The organism is Anaerovibrio sp. RM50 (assembly GCF_000622005.1).
Classification (GTDB): domain Bacteria; phylum Bacillota; class Negativicutes; order Selenomonadales; family Selenomonadaceae; genus Anaerovibrio.
On sequence record NZ_JHWV01000011.1, the window covers coordinates 1 to 17,331 of the forward strand.

At 41.1% G+C, this 17,331-nt stretch carries 15 protein-coding genes; all 15 read right to left on the reverse strand.

The window, feature by feature from the left end:
• Window positions 1-197: 197 nt before the first annotated feature.
• The gene (locus tag T525_RS0106705) at window positions 198-1,403 is read right to left on the reverse strand and encodes an IS256 family transposase (RefSeq protein WP_198022629.1); all 1,206 of its coding nucleotides are present in this window, start codon (window positions 1,401-1,403) and stop codon (window positions 198-200) included.
• A 177-nt stretch (window positions 1,404-1,580) separates the two neighbouring features.
• Window positions 1,581-2,006: an EVE domain-containing protein gene (locus T525_RS0106710; protein WP_027406575.1), complete on the reverse strand. Its 426-nt coding sequence runs from the start codon at window positions 2,004-2,006 to the stop codon at window positions 1,581-1,583.
• Window positions 2,007-2,027: 21 nt separating this feature from the next.
• Window positions 2,028-3,650 carry a DNA (cytosine-5-)-methyltransferase gene (gene dcm / locus T525_RS14545; RefSeq protein ID WP_072031636.1) on the reverse strand — a complete coding sequence of 541 codons (1,623 nt, stop codon included), beginning with the start codon at window positions 3,648-3,650 and terminating at the stop codon, window positions 2,028-2,030.
• A 98-nt stretch (window positions 3,651-3,748) separates the two neighbouring features.
• A complete protein-coding gene (locus T525_RS14550) occupies window positions 3,749-4,258 on the reverse strand; it encodes a helix-turn-helix domain-containing protein (protein WP_051533462.1) in 510 nt (169 codons plus the stop codon).
• A gap of 339 nt (window positions 4,259-4,597) precedes the next feature.
• Window positions 4,598-5,284 (reverse strand): SbcC/MukB-like Walker B domain-containing protein, encoded by a 687-nt coding sequence (locus T525_RS0106725; RefSeq protein ID WP_037325404.1) that lies wholly within the window; start codon window positions 5,282-5,284, stop codon window positions 4,598-4,600.
• Between the two features lie 289 nt (window positions 5,285-5,573).
• Complete coding sequence (locus T525_RS0106730) at window positions 5,574-7,577, reverse strand: hypothetical protein (RefSeq protein ID WP_027406577.1); 2,004 nt, start codon at window positions 7,575-7,577, stop codon at window positions 5,574-5,576.
• Window positions 7,578-7,705: 128 nt separating this feature from the next.
• Complete coding sequence (locus tag T525_RS0106735; RefSeq protein WP_027406578.1) at window positions 7,706-10,729, reverse strand: AAA family ATPase; 3,024 nt, start codon at window positions 10,727-10,729, stop codon at window positions 7,706-7,708.
• Complete coding sequence (locus tag T525_RS0106740; RefSeq protein ID WP_027406579.1) at window positions 10,729-11,853, reverse strand: exonuclease SbcCD subunit D; 1,125 nt, start codon at window positions 11,851-11,853, stop codon at window positions 10,729-10,731. The genes T525_RS0106735 and T525_RS0106740 overlap by 1 nt, the downstream gene beginning before the upstream one ends.
• 39 nt (window positions 11,854-11,892) lie before the next feature.
• A complete protein-coding gene (locus T525_RS14555; RefSeq protein WP_051533463.1) occupies window positions 11,893-12,996 on the reverse strand; it encodes an SPFH domain-containing protein in 1,104 nt (367 codons plus the stop codon).
• Window positions 12,997-13,010: 14 nt separating this feature from the next.
• Window positions 13,011-13,181: a hypothetical protein gene (locus tag T525_RS16290; RefSeq protein ID WP_156945627.1), complete on the reverse strand. Its 171-nt coding sequence runs from the start codon at window positions 13,179-13,181 to the stop codon at window positions 13,011-13,013.
• Window positions 13,178-13,747, reverse strand: a complete 570-nt coding sequence (locus tag T525_RS0106755) for a hypothetical protein (protein ID WP_027406580.1) — start codon at window positions 13,745-13,747, stop codon at window positions 13,178-13,180. The genes T525_RS16290 and T525_RS0106755 overlap by 4 nt, the downstream gene beginning before the upstream one ends.
• 26 nt (window positions 13,748-13,773) lie before the next feature.
• Entirely contained in the window at window positions 13,774-14,202 is a 429-nt protein-coding gene (locus tag T525_RS0106760) for a hypothetical protein (protein ID WP_156945629.1), read from the reverse strand.
• A 26-nt stretch (window positions 14,203-14,228) separates the two neighbouring features.
• Window positions 14,229-14,927: a sigma-70 family RNA polymerase sigma factor gene (locus T525_RS0106765; RefSeq protein WP_027406582.1), complete on the reverse strand. Its 699-nt coding sequence runs from the start codon at window positions 14,925-14,927 to the stop codon at window positions 14,229-14,231.
• Between the two features lie 148 nt (window positions 14,928-15,075).
• Window positions 15,076-16,986 (reverse strand): hypothetical protein, encoded by a 1,911-nt coding sequence (locus tag T525_RS0106770; protein ID WP_027406583.1) that lies wholly within the window; start codon window positions 16,984-16,986, stop codon window positions 15,076-15,078.
• Window positions 16,987-17,016: 30 nt separating this feature from the next.
• Window positions 17,017-17,307: a helix-turn-helix domain-containing protein gene (locus tag T525_RS0106775; RefSeq protein ID WP_027406584.1), complete on the reverse strand. Its 291-nt coding sequence runs from the start codon at window positions 17,305-17,307 to the stop codon at window positions 17,017-17,019.
• Window positions 17,308-17,331: the final 24 nt, after the last annotated feature.

A 17,331-nucleotide genomic window follows, 5' to 3' on the forward strand; every position in this document is an offset into this window, starting at 1 on the left:
GCTCCCTTAATAGAGCCTGTGAAAAAAACTCTGTAAATAGAGTCTTCTATGGCAATAAAAAACTATATATTTCATAATTTTGCTGGAATTGGTTGAAACCGGTTCCAGCATTTTTCTTAGCTTTAATTTTAGACAACTCAACAAACTGAGGACTGGCTCCAGGCCTCAATTTTAATAAAGCTGTAACAAGAAATAGCCTAATATTCAAGCCGATCTTCATACATAATGCTTAATTCGCCGTATACACGGCCCCAATTACGAATCGGCATAGTCCATTTTTTAGTGGCTTCCAGAGTAGCAAGATACAGTGCCTTCATCAAGGCCTGTGAATCAGGGAAAACACTGCGCTGGCGGTTAAGGCGCCTGTAACTGGAATTGAGGCTTTCAATAGCGTTGGTAGTATAAATAACCTTCCTAACCTCCGACGAAAACTTGAAAATTGGCGTTATTACATCCCAATTTGTCTTCCAGCTCTTCATGGCGTTAGGATATTTTTCTTTCCACTTTTCGGTAACAGCATCGCGGTTTTTGCGGCCCTGTTCCTCAGTAACTGCGTGGTAAATGCTCTTTAAGTCAGTTGCAAATTCCTTGCGGTCTTTATCTGCCACATATTTTAAGGTATTGCGCACCTGATGAACAATACAGCGCTGGTATTCAGCTTTTGGGAAGGCAGCTACAACAGCTTCCTTCATGCCGGTCAGGCCATCGGCACAGATAATTAAAATATCCCTAAGACCACGGTTTTTAAGTTCATTGAACAGGTTGAGCCAATACTTGGCACTCTCATTTTCGCCAATGTAGATGCCCAATACCTCTTTTATTCCGTCTCTATTTATTCCCAGAATTACGTAAGCTGCCATTTTCCGGATGATGCCGTTATCCTTTACAGAGTAATGAATTGCATCAACAAATACCACCGGATATATGCTGGATAAGGCTCTATTTTGCCAGTCCTGTATTTCAGGCAATAATTTATCCGTAACATCAGAAATAAAGCCTTCAGAAACATCGAAGCCATAGATGTCCTCGATGGTATCCGAAATCTGTCTGGTGGTCATGCCCTTGGCATACATGGATATAATTTTCTTGTCAATATCCGAAATGTCCTTCTGACGCTTTTTAACGACTTGTGGTTCAAAGGTGGACTGTCTGTCCTGAGGTACATCAATCTGAAAACTGCCATAACTGCTGTTGACTGTTTTAGTCTTGTAGCCGTTACGACTATCCTCGTTGTCTGAACGCTCAGATTTCTGGTAGCCAAGATGGCTGTCCATTTCAGCTTCCATCATCTCTTTGATGGTTCCGCCCAGTAAATCTTTCAAAGCATTCTGAATGTCTTCCGCGGTTTCAATCTCATATTCAGACAATAGCTGCTGAATGATCTGTCGCTTACCGTCTGTCATCTGAACATGGTGAATGGGTTTCTTTGCTTTCTTTGCCATAAGAAAAGGCCTCCTATGATTTTATATTTTACCATAGAAGACCTTAACTGTTACTGTTGTTATTATTTACAGAAAAACTTTCACACTCTCCCTTAATAAAAAAACGGAAGCTATCTGATAGCTTCCGTTTTTTATTGCTCATTTCTTTATTGCAGATAATATTACCTTATAATCATGTTCTGAAATGCGTCTCAAACTACCTTGAACCTGGCTGCCCCATCTTTCTTTATTTTTTATAAACTCTAAATTATCCCAGATATCCTTAATATAAATTCCATCATCAGTGTCCTCTATAAAACACAATGGATTGGTGGGAATGCGATGCGGCCACAAGTCGTATGGATCGTCCCAAATAGGTTCTTCAGAATAATAATACTCGCCAGTCACTTCTACAGCAGCCATAAATTTAGAAACTTTAGTAACATAATAAATAATTTTGTCGCCTTTATTCATCCTATTTACAGCTTTTTTATTTCTTGGCGGAAAACCAGCACAAGCAAATTTATTATCTATGTCCCATTCATAGTCGATCGCATTTGTAACTATCATATAATAATTTGCCACGAAATCACCTTACTCATAACCCTAAAATAGGCTAGCATGCTCTACTTCAATCTTTTTAGGCATCATAACAGGAATTGCCTCATCAAAGTCATCTTCAATAATATTTTGGCTTTCGTATAATTCAATAGCCTCTTTAACGCCAGACGCTATTTTATTAGCTAGAATTACCGGAACAGCATTGCCTATCTGAGTATACATCTTATTTAAACTTCCTGTAAATTCATAGTCTACAGGAAATGTTTGCAAAATTGCACACTCTCTGGCACTCAGCCGTCTCATTTTATTAACGTGAATTTCCGGGCTTGTAGCGGTTATTGTATCGCTTGGCCTATCCCAGTTTGTAATTCTTAATGACTGTTCATATTTTATTTCTTTCTCAACCAACGTGGTTACTTGCTTATCATACTTATCATCAAAGCCAAACATCTTCTTCAATTCCCACCAGTCATCAGGCTTTGGAATGCTGCCAGAATTATTGTCCTTTCTAAACCAATGGCCAGCAGTATACGAATAACCGAAATGCTCATCAACTTTCTTGGTCGTCCAACCAGCTTTATCGCGCCATTCTCTCAAGTAATCACAGATATCATGCTGATTAATATCATACTTTCTTCCCCAGAAAGTATCTGCCACGTTTTCAGATGCAACATGATTTTTAATTACCAGCTCTTTAAAGCCAGGCTCTACACCAAGTATCTTATAAAATCCCTTAACATCAATAATTTTTTTGCGTTTAATATGTTCTTTGATTTCTTCTTCTGAAATTATAATATCGTGGTTAGTTATTTTTTTGTCAGCCAAAAAACCTATTGCCTGTTCTGTGGTAAATGCTGGCAACAACGTTGGTTTATGTTTAATATATTCATCGCTTTCAATGAAATGCGTAGCTTCAGGATATGGATTTTCTACTCCAATATTATTGCCTATTATTACTACACGCTCTCTAGCCTGCGGAACGCCATATTCAGCCGCGTTTAATAACCGTGCATCTACCTTATATCCTAGCTCAGAAAAGTCATTTTTTATCATTTCTATAACTTTTCCATGCTCCATGGACAACAAGCCTTTGACATTTTCTGCCACAAAAAACTTAGGTTTCTTATCCTTTATAATTCGAAGCATCTCACGATACAAAAAATTGCGCTGATCTTCCATATTGCGCTTTGTATTTGCCACTGAAAAGCCCTGGCATGGGAATCCTCCTATGATGACATCCACATCATCAGGAATATTATCACTTGAAATTTTAGTAATATCACCATGTATCATATGCTTGCCAATGTTTTTTCGATATGAAGCTACTGCATCTTCAAAAAAATCATTGGCCCAAACTATTTCAAAACCAGCTTGAATAAAGCCAAGGTCCATCCCCCCGGCTCCCGAAAATAAAGAGACAACTTTCATTTTATTAGGATCATTTTCCACAACATACTCTTCATTTTCATCCTTTATTAATTCAATAATATCAGCAACGTTGCATCCTAATACATCACATATTTTATTCAAGACATCTTCACTTACGATTTCTTGCTTATTCATTTTTGCCAATGTACTGCTACTGATTTTTGCTTTTTTTCTTAAATCAGTTTTTGTCATATTTCTGTCAATCAGCATCTTAAATAGGTTATTGTAACACGCCTTCATCTGTCGCTCTACCTCACTTAAAAATACAAAATATATGTTCTTTAATATGCATTATAGCATCAAATATACAAAGCATCAAACAAAATATTCGATGCTTTCTACTTTTTATTTTTTACCAGTCTGTATACCTGACCATAAGATACATCAAATTTTGCAGCTGTATTTTTATAATCATAATCATGGGAAGAGCAGTATTCAATTATCTTTTCCGCTTCCTTAATTGAAATTTTTCTATATGCAGCTGTCTTATAAACCCGTTGTTGAGGACTGTACTCTTCCAGTAATTCATTGTTTTTGTATTTCCGAATCCATGAATTAAGAACAGAATTGCTTGATATGTTATATTGAGCTACAACTTTTTCAATACTCTTATTATTGAATATCACTTCTTTAACACAAATCAATTTAAAATCTGCGCTATAGCCTTTCATTAAGTTTTTACTAACAAATGCCTCCTCACCATAAGCTAGGTATTTTGCTGTCCATCCCCGGAGTGTGGTGATACCCATTTTATACATATCGGCTATTTTTTTGTAAGAGCCTTTTCCATCGAGATATTCTTTTACACGGGCAATTTTCCATTCTGCACTATACTTTTGTTTGGCCATAATAACCTCTTAAAGTGTACCAACAGTTTTAAAATCTACATTTAATATTTTACCACACTAAAAAAAATATCAAACGTTTTATTTTCCAAAAAATATGCCACCTCACCCCCTTGTAATCGAACATGAATTCTATTTTTATTATACAAAACATGTATTCTAAATTCAAGAACTATTTTAAAAATCTCTACATCCCAACACCATATTTCAAAAATCCTACATAATATCAAATCCCCCGAAAGCAGTATTGATACTGTTTCGGGGGGATGAAATTTTATACCTTTAGACAAGGGGGGCTTTATGGGAAGTCTATTACTTTTTCCTGCAGTTGTTCAAATACTCTCAGCAAACCAACTTCACTCTGCTCCCCTTTTCAGGGTCCTTTACCACATCGATGCGCCTGTCGATGCGCTCTTTAAGGGCCTCCACATGGGAGATAATGCCAATCATGCGGCCTGAAGCACGGAGCTTCAGAAGGGCCTTCATGGCGATATCAAGGGTTTCCGGATCAAGGGTACCGAAGCCCTCATCAATGAACATGGCATCCAGGTGGATACGGCCGCTGTAGCTCTGGATTACATCTGCAAGGCCAAGGGCCAGAGCCAGAGAGGCAAGGAAGCTCTCACCGCCAGAGAGGGATTCCACTGGACGATTGCTGCCAGTGTAATTGTCAAATACCTCCATGGCCAATACATCACCATTCAAAGGCTGACGCAGCTCGTACTGGTTGCGGCTCATGACCATCAAGCGGCTATTGGCTTTCATGAGAACATCGTACATCCGTGAACGCAGCACATACTTCTGGAAGGACAGCTTATTACCTGACACTGTTCCGTCAGCTACATTTTTTGAAATAGCTTTCATGCACTTCTTAATTGATTCTTTTTTCTCATCTACACAAGTCGCTTCTGTAAAATATGCCAAAGATATAAGATATTCATAGTCATTAACATTTAATTCTGTGGCATACATTTCACATAATTTAGAAATAGAAGAATATGCTTCATCATTTCTAATATCATTGTTCATACCAGCGGCAATAATATCATTTATTAGTTTTTTTAACCACTTGGAAAAGCCTGTTCCTTCTTTACGCTTATAAATAAATGTATTTTTTGTATGTGTTAAATAATACTCACTTTCCTCTTCAAGCCAATAATTGTTCTCGTTATTATTTCCTTCAACAACATATATTCCTTCTTGTGGTTGATCACCAACACAATAATAAATATTTTTATCCTTATCTTTTTTTGCCTTTTCTTTAAATAAAACGAAGACCAGACAGGATTCCCCCGCCTGGACTTCGTTTTTTTACTTATTAAAAGTCAGGTTCTACCTTCTTTAATTCATTCTGAATCTGCTCCACCAGATGTTTTACAATGAGTTTAAACGGTGCAATTTTTTCGTTATAATAGCCTGGCAACTCATCCAGCACGTCATCGCTATTTAGTGCTTGTAAAATGGCCTGTTCCTTACATCCAGCTTTTTCATTGATATTATTCAATTTCTTGAACAACATATCAAAATCCGCACTGGCACCTGCTTTAAGTTTTGTAAATTTATCTAAAATTTCAACATCTTCATCTGCTGGATTATTAATTTTCTCCCGAATCCCATCAATAGCCTTTTGGAAAACAGTAAGCATACTGATAAGTTTATCGCAAACTTTCTGTAATGCAGAATAATACTCTAACGGAGAATCATCTACATCAGTAATATTTAATGATTCTAATAATGCCTCATATTTATAGACAGATGACAAAATAGGAAACTTAGCATCTAGACCTGCTGATAAATCATCTTCCACATGGATATTATAGTCAAAAAAATACGAAGAGTGAACCTTCATAAGATTACTTCTGCACACAAATCTTCTAATCATATAATCCTTGCAACTGCAACCAACAAGCGAATGGATACTTCTTTGGAAAACTGCTCTATAATAGTCAAGCACTGCTTCAGCATAGTTTTTTAAACTCATATATGCATCTGCCCGTACAGCATAGGCATACTGTATTTCCCGTTCAACACGAGACAAAAGCCCTCCAGAAAACTTTTTTGCCTCTTCCATAAGAGTATCATTATCTTTTACAACATCATCAACATTTGCTGAATCTGAATAAAATGCTATATACCGCTTCTCTATTTCCTCTAAACCGCCCGGGGTCAAATAATGAAGAAAATTATTACAATGCTCAATAGCGTCCTTGTACCAACCTTTTTTATAACACGCATCAGCACATCGAGTCTTATATAATGCCCATTGCTCAAAATAATATTGAGGATTATTCTTAAAATCAAGTGCATCCAGGCTATGATGCTTTAATGCCATTCCATAATCATCTATAGCGTCACCATAATAAAGACTAGAAATGTTAAATTCTGCACGATTTGCATATACTTCTGCACGATTAAAATAATCGAGTTCATCAAGTTTACAGCTATTATCTTCCAAACATCTAGTTAATGCCTCAATAGCCCAACGAGTATCTCCCATGGCCATGAGACAGCCAGCTCTATAACATTCAAATATGAATTTAAAAGTACTCTCACTTTCTTCCTTCCATTCTTCATAGGCCAAACACAGTGAGATTTCAAGCAAAGCCTCCTCATAACGTTCCTGAATTAAGTAGCACTTACATAACCAAAAATGTACGTCCTCCAATAACAGCTCGCTGTCAGGCTCCGGATGCAACCTAAGTTTTTCAACAATGCCTTCTGAAATATATTGAATCAGTTCATACGCATACCACTTTTCAAGTGGCTCCACTAAAGAAAAGATTTCATCAGCTGCGTAATCAGATTCTTTAAGGAAATACTCTATATACGGCTTGAAATTTTTTTGGTGTTGGCAGCTAATATTATAATCGCAACAAAACTCAATTAACCCAATGACATTATCTATAGTATAATAATCAATATCGTCACTATCGTATTGCTTATTCCAAACATTAAAAAATACGCTTGCCGCTTTTTCAAATCCTACTATAGAACAATATACAGCTATATCAAAATTTAAGCAGCCATCGCCATGTTTTATATATCCATCATCTTTTGACCGTATATAATAACCTAAAAAATCATCCAATGCTTCTATTTCTTTGTATTTACAATTCAGGGCCCCACCTCTTAATCTTCTGTATTCCATTTGATTTTTAAGTTTATCATCATTTTTTATTAACCATGTAGCCTCTTCAATTACTACATCAAATTCTTGATTGTCATTAGCCTCTATCAATCGATTAAAATGTTCCAAAAATACCTCTTTATTATCGTTTTTTGCTTGGCTTCTAACAATCTGAATCCAATCACGATAAAACATATAAACCCCTCCCCTTTTTTAAGACTATAGTCCATCCGTTAATTATTATATATCATTTATTAGCCATCTACCGACAATAGCAGCCCGTGAGGGCTGCTATTTTAATTTTACACAATCCTTAACTTTACTTAACAAACAATCTTCACTCTGCTGCCCTTTTCCGCATCCTTGATTACATCAATACGTCTGTCGATACGTTCCTTCAGGACGTCCACATGGGAGATGATACCAATCATGCGGCCGGATGCCCGCAACTTCAGCAGGGCCTTCATGGCAATATCAAGGGTTTCTGGATCAAGAGTACCAAAGCCCTCATCAATGAACATGGCATCCATGCTGATACCGCCACTGTAGCTCTGAATTACATCCGCCAGGCCCAGGGCCATAGCCAGGGAAGCCAGGAAGCTCTCGCCGCCGGAAAGGGATTCTACCGGGCGACTGCTGCCAGTGGAATTGTCAAATACTTCCATGGACAATCCATCGCCATTCGTCTGCTGGCGCAGCTCATACTGGTTGCGGCTCATCACCAGCAGGCGACGATTGGCCTGAACCAATACATCGTACATCAGTGACCGAAGCACATACCGCTGGAAGGACGGCTTGTCTGACACCTTTCCCTCAGCCACATCTGCCAAAGTGCCAGCTACTTCATACTCTTTGTAAATGGTCTGCAGCTTAGTTTCGATATCCTGCAGACGGGCAGCTTTATCCTTCAAATCACTCAAAGTTTTCTTGGCCGCCCCGGCCTTGCTGATACTCTCCTGAAGCTTCTTTTCAGCTTCTTCCGCCTGGTCCTTCAACTTTTCCACAGCCGGCACCGCCTGATTGCCAACAGCTTTCTTTAAAGTAGCTGCTCTCTCCTCCAGTTTAATGCAATCTGCTTTGTATTTCTCATGAGCTGCTGCCATCTTTTCTCTGGCAGCCCGGGTATTTACCAGATTATTTTCCATAATGTCCAGATAAGCGGCCGCATCAGCAAAACCACACTCCTGCATCTTGGCATCATAATCCTTGATTGCCTTGGCCAGCTCCTTATCCAAAGCTGCATCCTGCTTCTTATTGGTTTCCAGAGAAGCCTTGATCTCTGCAGCTTCCCTGGTAGCCTTGGCAAAAGCAGTCTGTGCCTTGCTGATTGTCTCTTCCAAGCTGGTATACTGTTGCTGACATTTCTGGATTTCATCCCCAAGATTGTCCAAGGTTTCCCCACCGTTCGGGATTTCCTTTTCCTTGTCATCACAAAGGCTCTTTACCACTTCCAGCTCCTGCTGAAGCTTGCCAGCAGACTCCTGAGCCTCGTTCAGCTTGGCCTGATTCTCCTGCAAAGCCTCTGCTGCAGCCTTGCTTTCTTCTTCCATGCTGGCCAGCTTCTCACCAGCCGCTTTGGCAGCCTCATATTCTGCCTGAGCCTGCTTCAAATTAGCCCGCAGATTATCCTCAGAAAGCTCCGCTGGAAGCTGGCCCTTTTTATCTGCCAAGGTTTTGGCGATATTTTCCGCGTCCTTATCCAGATCATTAAGCTGCAGCTTCTTGTCAGTGCAGTCTTTATTGGACTTGTCCAAGGCCTTCTGCTTTCTCTCAATATCCTTTTTATCAGGAATGATATCTGAAAGCTTCGCCGGAGCTGGATGATGGATGGAACCGCACACTGGACACGGCTTCCCCTCAGCCAAGCCCTTGGCCAGGAATCCGGCCTGTCCCTGCTGGAACAGCTCCTGGGCCTTTTCCAGATCTTTGCTGAGCTTTTTCACTGCCGCTTCACAGGATTCCAGCTCCACTTCCTTTTGCTGCTTGTTTTCCTGCAGCTCCTTCAGCTTTTCTGCCAGCTGGTCGATTTCACCAAAGAGCTTCTTCTGTTCATTCATTTTATCAATGCCCAGTTTCAGCTCATTTTCCTTGGCAGCGGCCAGCTGGGCATTCTGCTTTTCTACGGTCAATTCCTGGCTTCGCTTTTCTGCCTTTTCCACTGCCTCAGTAAAGGCTTTCACATCAGCCTTGGCACTGCCATAGTTGGCATCAGCCAACCGCCACTGCTTTTTGAGCTTCTTCACCTCATCCAGCAGCTTCTCCAATCTCTCCTTTTCCTGCTGGAGCTTGGTTTCCTGTGCCCGAAGTGCCTTGGCTTCCTGTTCCATCTTCTGAGCCTGCTCACTTTTCTTGGTGGCAGTCTGTAAAGCTTCCTCCTTTTCTGCCAGTTCCTGAGCCTGTTTCTTCATGGTATCCTTAAGCTCAGCGGACTGGCGGTCCAGCTGCTTTTTATTATTGTAATAAGCCTCGACCACAGCTGCCTTTTCCGCCTTGGACAGCAATTCCTGTTCCTTGGCAATGGTCGGAGCAAGCTTTTCTTTATCCTGCTGCTCCTGCTGCACCTTGTTCAGCTCATCAATATTCTTCTTCAACTGCACAGCAGCATCATAATTCTTCTTTGACTCATCACGTTGCTGAGCAAGAAGGTCTTTCTCCTTATCAAAATTTTCCAGCTGCTTGGCTGCCAAAGAAATCTTTTCCGTAATCTTATCGGCCGACTCCTCATTCTCCAAGAGCTCATTTCTACGGCTCTCCAAATCCTTCTTGGAAGCAGTCAGCTTCTTCACTTCGTCTTTTAAAGCATTGCTGATCTGGTCGAAAATTTCGGTTTTAAAGATAGACTTCAGCATTTTTTCCCGGTCACCGGATTGGGTTACCAACAACTCCCGGAATTTCCCCTGGGGAAGAAGAATAACCTGCTTGAATTGCTGAGCATTGAAGCCCAACATTTCCTCAATCTTTTTGTCGCTCTGTTCTTTCATCTCCTCATCAGCCGTTACATTAAACATCTTAATTTTCCGGGTTACATTCCCCTTTTCTTTCTTTGGCAGCACCAGAGTGCGTTCTACCCGATAGACAGTATCCCCCAATGCAAAGGTAAACTTAACATAGGTTGAATCTTCATCCTTGGCCAATGAGTGCCTTATATTTTTACGGCCTGCACTTTGCTCTGTGAAACGGGTTTTTCCATAAAGGCCATAAACCATGGCATCCATAATCATCGACTTGCCTGAGCCAGTGGCGCCATTGATAAGAAACAATGAATCACTGCCCAGCTTGTCAAAATCAATAACAGTCTTCTCCAAGTAAGATCCAAAGGCCTGCATTTCCAGTTTAATCGGTCTCATTATTCATCTGCCCCCTCTACTTTACGTACCACCCGATCCAAAAGGTCCAATTCATCTTCATTCATTTCCCGGCCAGTAACATTCTTATAAAATTCCTGGAACAGGTCACCGTTGGTTCGGCCACGGAAATTCACCTTATACTCGTTATTAATATCCACAGCATAATCATTTTGTACTACTGTCAACAGATTTGGAAAAACGCCTCTGAGGCGGTCTGCCGGGCTCATAACAGAGTGATTGTTTTTAAGCCGCACTTCCACGTAATCCTCAGACGGTTCCAGCTGCTCCAGATCCTCAATAAGGCCTTCCACTACCCGCACATCGTGGAGCACAGGCAGCTTGATCTTCTCGACGGAAATCTCCCCCTGGCCATCCATATCAATAAGCAATACCCCTTTGTCCTGATGCTGCTCATCAATAGAATATTTCAGCAAAGAACCGCTGTAGCGGACATTCTCCTTGCCGGCCCTTTGCGGTCCGTGAAGATGTCCCAGAGCCGTGTAATTATACTTTTCATAAATATGGCAATCCACGTTGGATGCCCCGCCTACGGACAATTCACGTTCGGAATCAGAGCTTTTGCCTCCGGTAATAAAGGCATGGGCCACAGCCACACTACGGACGCCCTCAGGAATAAGTTTTCTGGCATCATCTACCATAATCTTGTTTGCAGCATTAAAATCCAACCGTTCTTCCTCCAGAAATACTTCTCTCACGATTTCCGGCGTCACATAAGGAATAAGGGAGAAATACACCGGCCCAAACTCATCCTCGAGCACCACTGGCTCCATCCCCTGGGTAACAATTCCTCTGGTATGCACACCACTGGCTGCCATAAGCTGGCGTCCATAATCAATACGCTGGGCACCATCATGGTTACCGGCAATAAACAGCACCTTAATCCCCAAATCCTTCAGCCGTGCCAAAACAGAATCGAAAAGCTCGATGGCATCCCCCGGCGGATTGGAACGGTCGAAAATATCCCCTGCGATAACCAGTGCATCGATTTTCTTTTCCTCTGCCACCTTCAGCAGCTCATCCAGAGCTGCCTTCTGGTCATCCAATAAAGGACGGTTGTAAAGGGTCCGTCCCAAATGCCAATCCGCTGTATGAATAAAACGCATATATAATCCCTCCAAAGCATCAATAACGTTAATAGTATATCACTTTTCTTTTCCACAAAACGGGCAAAATTTATAATCCTTGTTTACAGGCTTCCCACAGAAAACACAGAATAATGCTTCCCCTCCTTCTGAAGGTGCCCCTGCAGGAACGGGAGCAGCATTCATGGATTGCTGCAGCACGCCAGTCATTTGAGTGGCCATAACATTGCCCAGACTGGCCATCATGCCCACGCCGATACCGGCATTGCTGAAATCACCGATTCCCTGGTTGGCTGCCAGCTTTTCCATAATATCAAACTGTCTTTCCTGCTGATAAGTAAAGCCTTCAATCACACGCTTTTCAGCCAGGCCCTTGGCCTCAATAACCAGCTTTTTGGCCTCGGTATCCTCCTGAATCAGCTCCAGCTTCTGGTCTACCAGGGCATTATCTACGGCCACCCGCTGTCTCAGCATGAGATCCTTGATTTTGTTGTACCCTTCACAGTTTTGCGGCCGAACAAAATTGGTAGCAACAAAGTACATCAGCTGGAAACCATAGCCACCCATCACCGGCTCCATATTAAGCTGAAGTTCCTTGCTCATGTGTTCCAGCTGGGTGTCCATATTAAAGATGCTTACTTCCGGCTTCTGCATATAGCTGGCAATATAGGCCTTCAGCTTGGACTGACAAATATTCTTCAGCCAACCTGTAATACCATCCCGGCTCATAAGCTCCTCTGTACCAACCAGATGCTTCAGGAGGAAGCGGCCATCCTTAATCTTGATACTCATGGTACCGCTGAGACCAATGTTCATTACCACATTGTAGTTTGGATCAATGTACTCAACGGCCTGATTGGTCCCCCAGTGCACATTGAGCTGCTCAGCCAGATTAATAAAGTAAATTTCACAGTGGAATGGAGATTTATGATCTGCGAATGGCAGCTGAACGAATTCACGGAGCAGGGGGATATTCTTGGTATCCATGGTGTAACGGCCTGGACCAAAGGTCTGCAGCATCTGGCCGTCCTTCATCAAAATCGCCTGCTGGGATTCATGTACCACCAGCTGGGACAGTGTATTAAAATCTGCTTCCGGAAATTTATATATAAGGGTTTGATTATCCCCTTCATAGGAAATGACATCTAAAAATACTCTGCTCATATTTCCAACTCCTCTCACCAGGTTGCCAAATAATCGGACAATATCTGGAAAAACAGCCAAAGAATCGTTAATAATACCACCCAGGCAATGGCTGTCCCTATATTGTCCATCCTTTTATCATCAAAATCATTGGTAAGCTGTTTTATAAAATCATACAAGGGACGGCAATTCTTATATAGGCTCATAAATAACCTTCCCTCCTTTTTCTCTCCTTAAGCTTTTCCCAATAAGACATCTTTGACGGGTCATCTACACTTTCTACAAGCTCCACAGCATCCTTGGTCAACCCCAGATCCACAGTTCCATAAAACCGCCTTTTGGGATGACAGCTGATAATAACCTTGTATTCACGGCCAACCTTTTTTTCAGGGTAATAACGAATAGTGTTCCTAAAGCCTAAATGAGTTGTCACAGGAATCATAACCTCGTAGGTGCCCTGCCCCAAATAGGTGGTACGGTTTTTCACTGCATCATCATCTTTTTCTCCCTCAAAATCTAAATTATAGGTTTCATAGGTTTTTACATCTCTATCAGCCGAATACCCATGATTTTCCCAATATTTCTTTTCAGCATCAACAGCCATTTTTCTTGCTTCCTTAAATACCTTTTCCTTATAACAAAACTCTACATAATCGTGGCCTGTGGGCATGGTGAAAGTCATTCCTACGTGCGCCAGACATTCGAAAAATAACGGTACTACTATTGCCAGGATTATAAACAGACAGCCACAGCCAGTAGATTCATTTGCCATAATTATTTCCTCCCCATCATAATCAGTTAGTTGTCTACACGCCGAAGAATGTCCATATATTGCGTCATTGCCCGCTTGTATTCGAGCTCTGCGGCCTGGACCCGTGGTTCCAGCTCCTTAATTCTGTCCTGCAAATCCTCTTTACGGCTCTGCTTCAGAAAGAAAAAGCCACTATATGGGGTATTAAGCCTATCCAGGCGATTCTTATATGTTCTCAACAATTGCTGAAATTCACTGTGCTGGGCGCTTTTCTCCTGCCACATCGTGTGAAGCTCATCTTTCCTCATGCTCAGCAGCTTCTTGACCAAATATTTATCCGGCAAGTTCCAGAGACTGATATGACTGCCACAGGCATCGCATTGAAAGCCCTCCTTGCTGATCATAGCCTCAGTGATTTCCGTTATATGTCCACAGCTTTGGCAAGTGGTTTTAAAATTCATAGTCGACAGGTCCACGTTGAGAACCTCCTTTTTGTAATTTCTTACGCTACACGGTATTCATAGGCATCCACCAGCTTTGTATATGCCTCCGGGTTAGTTCTTAACTTTTTAATTGACCTGGTGTAAATATAATTCAGCTTTCTTTTACTAAGGGACTGTGCCTCTATAAGATATGGCATCAACGGTCCATGAATAATCAGCGCAGTAAGGTCAAGATCCAGCTTCAGGCACATAACCACCTGTTCCAGTTCACTTAACACAGTCAGTGACTGGTAAATTGCTTCAGTATGAAGATTATTGGATACTGTCGTCTCCAGGGACTCAGTTGACGGGAGCATAAAATCCATTTTCTCATCCCCCACACAATCCAGTGTTACGTTTTTCTTGGGGCATCTGCAGTAATTAATCAGATTGCGGAAAAGTGCATTGTAAATAAATGTGGAAAACTTATACCCCAAAGCCGGGTTATATTTCATGTAACAATGGGAAAGCTTAATGAGAGAAACCTGAAACAACTCCTCCCTGAATTCCTCGTCAACATTAAGCCCCCTGCTTCTTACAAATTTATTAACGATATCCCTAACCATCTTCTCGTTTTTGGAAAGGAAAAAATCTAAAAGCTCCGGATGTTCAGGCAACATGCCTATGAGCTCTTCATTACTGATAGCTATCAGCTGGGGGTGCGCCTGACATACTTCCTGAAAAATATTGATGTTTTCTGCTACCATACCATCGTTCATATCTACCTCTCCTTTACCAATCTTTGTCTTTGGTAATAATATACCATATTTTTTATTATTTGTCAATGTACCATTTACCATTAATATTTAATGGTAAAAAAATACCCCAGAACATTGAACTAATGTTCTGGGGTATTACATGCCTTCACTATTTAATTCTTAGTATCTTATCACACTCAGTAAAACAATTATCAATAACCTTCCTGGCCTCATTTATCTGGTTCCATTTTTCCGTTACGTTTTTAATTACCCCGGTATTAGCCGGAAAAATTACCTTCGATAATTCCTTCAAGGAAATAAGGTTCACTGTTCTGCCCTTGCCAAGACTGGCCAATTGACGCCTACCGGCCTGGCTGGACATATACATATACATAAACCGCGTATTCATAAGAGGTTGATGCTTTTGTACCACATCTGAATTGCAGCGGATAATATGCAAGGAATCAGACGCCATCAAAAACCGCCCATCCAAATCCTCCTCTGTGACCAGTCCCATCACCGCACCACCTATACGGGAAACCAGCAAATCTCCCGGCTGCAAAATATACCGCTGGATTTTTTTCATCATATCAGGTTCTATCATACTTCCTTCCAAATCATCATTCTTTACAAACAGGGCACCATCCCTAATATGTTTTGCAGTCACAGTATATACCATGACATCTGCCCCGTTTGTTTTCCCTTCATCCATAGCTGATCGCTTTTTGGCCCGTTCCAGCTGCTTCATGGCCACAGGACGAAAAACGGATATCATTTCCGGAACAGCAATTCCATCCGTTATCACCTTCTCAGGCAGTTCAGCTTTGCCCATCAGCTGCTCCAGAGAAATATATTTTCCTTCCTGCTGCATTTTTTCCATGTATAAAATACTGTTACAATAATATGGATTATAGGCATTTGACTGATTCAAAAAGAATTCTTTATCGGCAAATATTACATTATCGCCATCGCCGTTAAGTCTTGCTTCAATGATCTTTTGCATATCATTAAGTATTTTTTCATCTGCCAAGACCTTGTAGTCTTTTCCATTCAGCAAATCAGAAAAGTCTATTACCTTAACTTTTTCATTAGCCGATCTTTGAGCAAATACTATACACCTGATATCTGCCAACTTAAAGCTGACAAACCTGTCTTTGGCATATTCCGTTGCTGGAATATTAAAAATACATCCAACCTGTTCCTTTGCCATATATGGTTTTATTAGTTCCTGTACCACCGGATAATCCGCCCATTCTGCATCCAACATCAGGGCCAGTTTTCCTTCCGGTGCCAATAATTCCAGCTGTCTACAGACAAGTTTATCGAACCAGTCAGCCAACTCCTGTTCCGTAGCTTGCGGAGATGGATGGCAATTATATCCATTATAATCCGGAAATACTGAAACTGCCGCCTTTATCTGTCCCTTAGTCATTTCAACCAACGGGGCATCCATAGCCTCCAGTACCAGCAAAGCCTCCTCTATGCTTGAGTGCTTCTCACTTATATAGCAAAATTGTTGATTATCCCATTCACTTTCACTAAGGCACTCCAAAACAGCTATGATTCCATCCAGGTTCATAGTGCTTGCATTTAACGGAAAACCAGCTTTTACATTCAAAGCTGTCCTTACTGTGGCGCTCACAACCTTGTTAAGTGCACACACAGTATTATAGCAGCTCTTTGGCCTACGGCGGTATTTATCATTAGGGTCCACCGTCCAATGATCATACCAGAGCATAATAATAATTAAATCATTAACAGACAGACGGTTACTGATTTTTCGGATGTTTTTATCACTGTACTGGTCCAATTTGCTGTATTTACCCAATAATCCTTTCATATCTGCGAAAGGATATTTGTTAATCAGCTCATCCATCATTCTGTCCCAACTTCCAAACCTTCTATGGAGCAGGGCAATAGCCGCAACATCCCGATAAGTATACTTGTTACCACTTTCTACGGTACCAAGAACTACATTTTCATCATTGTTCAGGTTTCCCAACAGCTTATCCCAATCGCTGCCGTTCATTTCCCGGCGCTGCTGGAGCAATTCCTGAAATTCTTCATAATCTATGATCATAAGCTATCTCCTACATTCTATGGTAATTTTTTACTGCACATTTAGAATATGTGTGTAAAACCGCTCATCCATATCTATATTACTATCAGTTCTATAAACATACAAGTCCTTTACATCACAGCCAAGCAAGTGGCACAACGCCAAAAGATGATCTGCTTTAGGGTATGACTCTCCCCGGATGTACTTATAAATGGTCTGAGGTGATACACGCAAAATCAAGGCTATCTCTGCCACTGAGTATCCCTTGTCCCGTATCATCTCCCCTAAACGGAAGCCGCTGGTAACTGTGTCAATTTCGGGAATATAGACGTTTTTATACATAATACCTGCCTCCTATATTTATAA

What these genes read in the sequence shown, in the direction of transcription:
- T525_RS0106705 (WP_198022629.1), bottom strand. Translation starts at nt 1,403, where the DNA reads ATGACAGACGGTAAGCGACAGATCATTCAGCAGCTATTGTCTGAATAT.
- T525_RS0106735 (WP_027406578.1), bottom strand. Translation starts at nt 10,729, where the DNA reads ATGAGACCGATTAAACTGGAAATGCAGGCCTTTGGATCTTACTTGGAG.
- T525_RS0106770 (WP_027406583.1), bottom strand. Translation starts at nt 16,986, where the DNA reads ATGATCATAGATTATGAAGAATTTCAGGAATTGCTCCAGCAGCGCCGG.
- T525_RS0106740 (WP_027406579.1), bottom strand. Translation starts at nt 11,853, where the DNA reads ATGCGTTTTATTCATACAGCGGATTGGCATTTGGGACGGACCCTTTAC.
- T525_RS0106725 (WP_037325404.1), bottom strand. Translation starts at nt 5,284, where the DNA reads ATGAACAATGATATTAGAAATGATGAAGCATATTCTTCTATTTCTAAA.
- T525_RS14555 (WP_051533463.1), bottom strand. Translation starts at nt 12,996, where the DNA reads ATGAGCAGAGTATTTTTAGATGTCATTTCCTATGAAGGGGATAATCAA.
- T525_RS0106730 (WP_027406577.1), bottom strand. Translation starts at nt 7,577, where the DNA reads ATGTTTTATCGTGATTGGATTCAGATTGTTAGAAGCCAAGCAAAAAAC.
- T525_RS0106755 (WP_027406580.1), bottom strand. Translation starts at nt 13,747, where the DNA reads ATGGCAAATGAATCTACTGGCTGTGGCTGTCTGTTTATAATCCTGGCA.
- T525_RS14550 (WP_051533462.1), bottom strand. Translation starts at nt 4,258, where the DNA reads ATGGCCAAACAAAAGTATAGTGCAGAATGGAAAATTGCCCGTGTAAAA.
- dcm (WP_072031636.1), bottom strand. Translation starts at nt 3,650, where the DNA reads ATGAAGGCGTGTTACAATAACCTATTTAAGATGCTGATTGACAGAAAT.
- T525_RS0106765 (WP_027406582.1), bottom strand. Translation starts at nt 14,927, where the DNA reads ATGAACGATGGTATGGTAGCAGAAAACATCAATATTTTTCAGGAAGTA.
- T525_RS0106775 (WP_027406584.1), bottom strand. Translation starts at nt 17,307, where the DNA reads ATGTATAAAAACGTCTATATTCCCGAAATTGACACAGTTACCAGCGGC.
- T525_RS16290 (WP_156945627.1), bottom strand. Translation starts at nt 13,181, where the DNA reads ATGAGCCTATATAAGAATTGCCGTCCCTTGTATGATTTTATAAAACAG.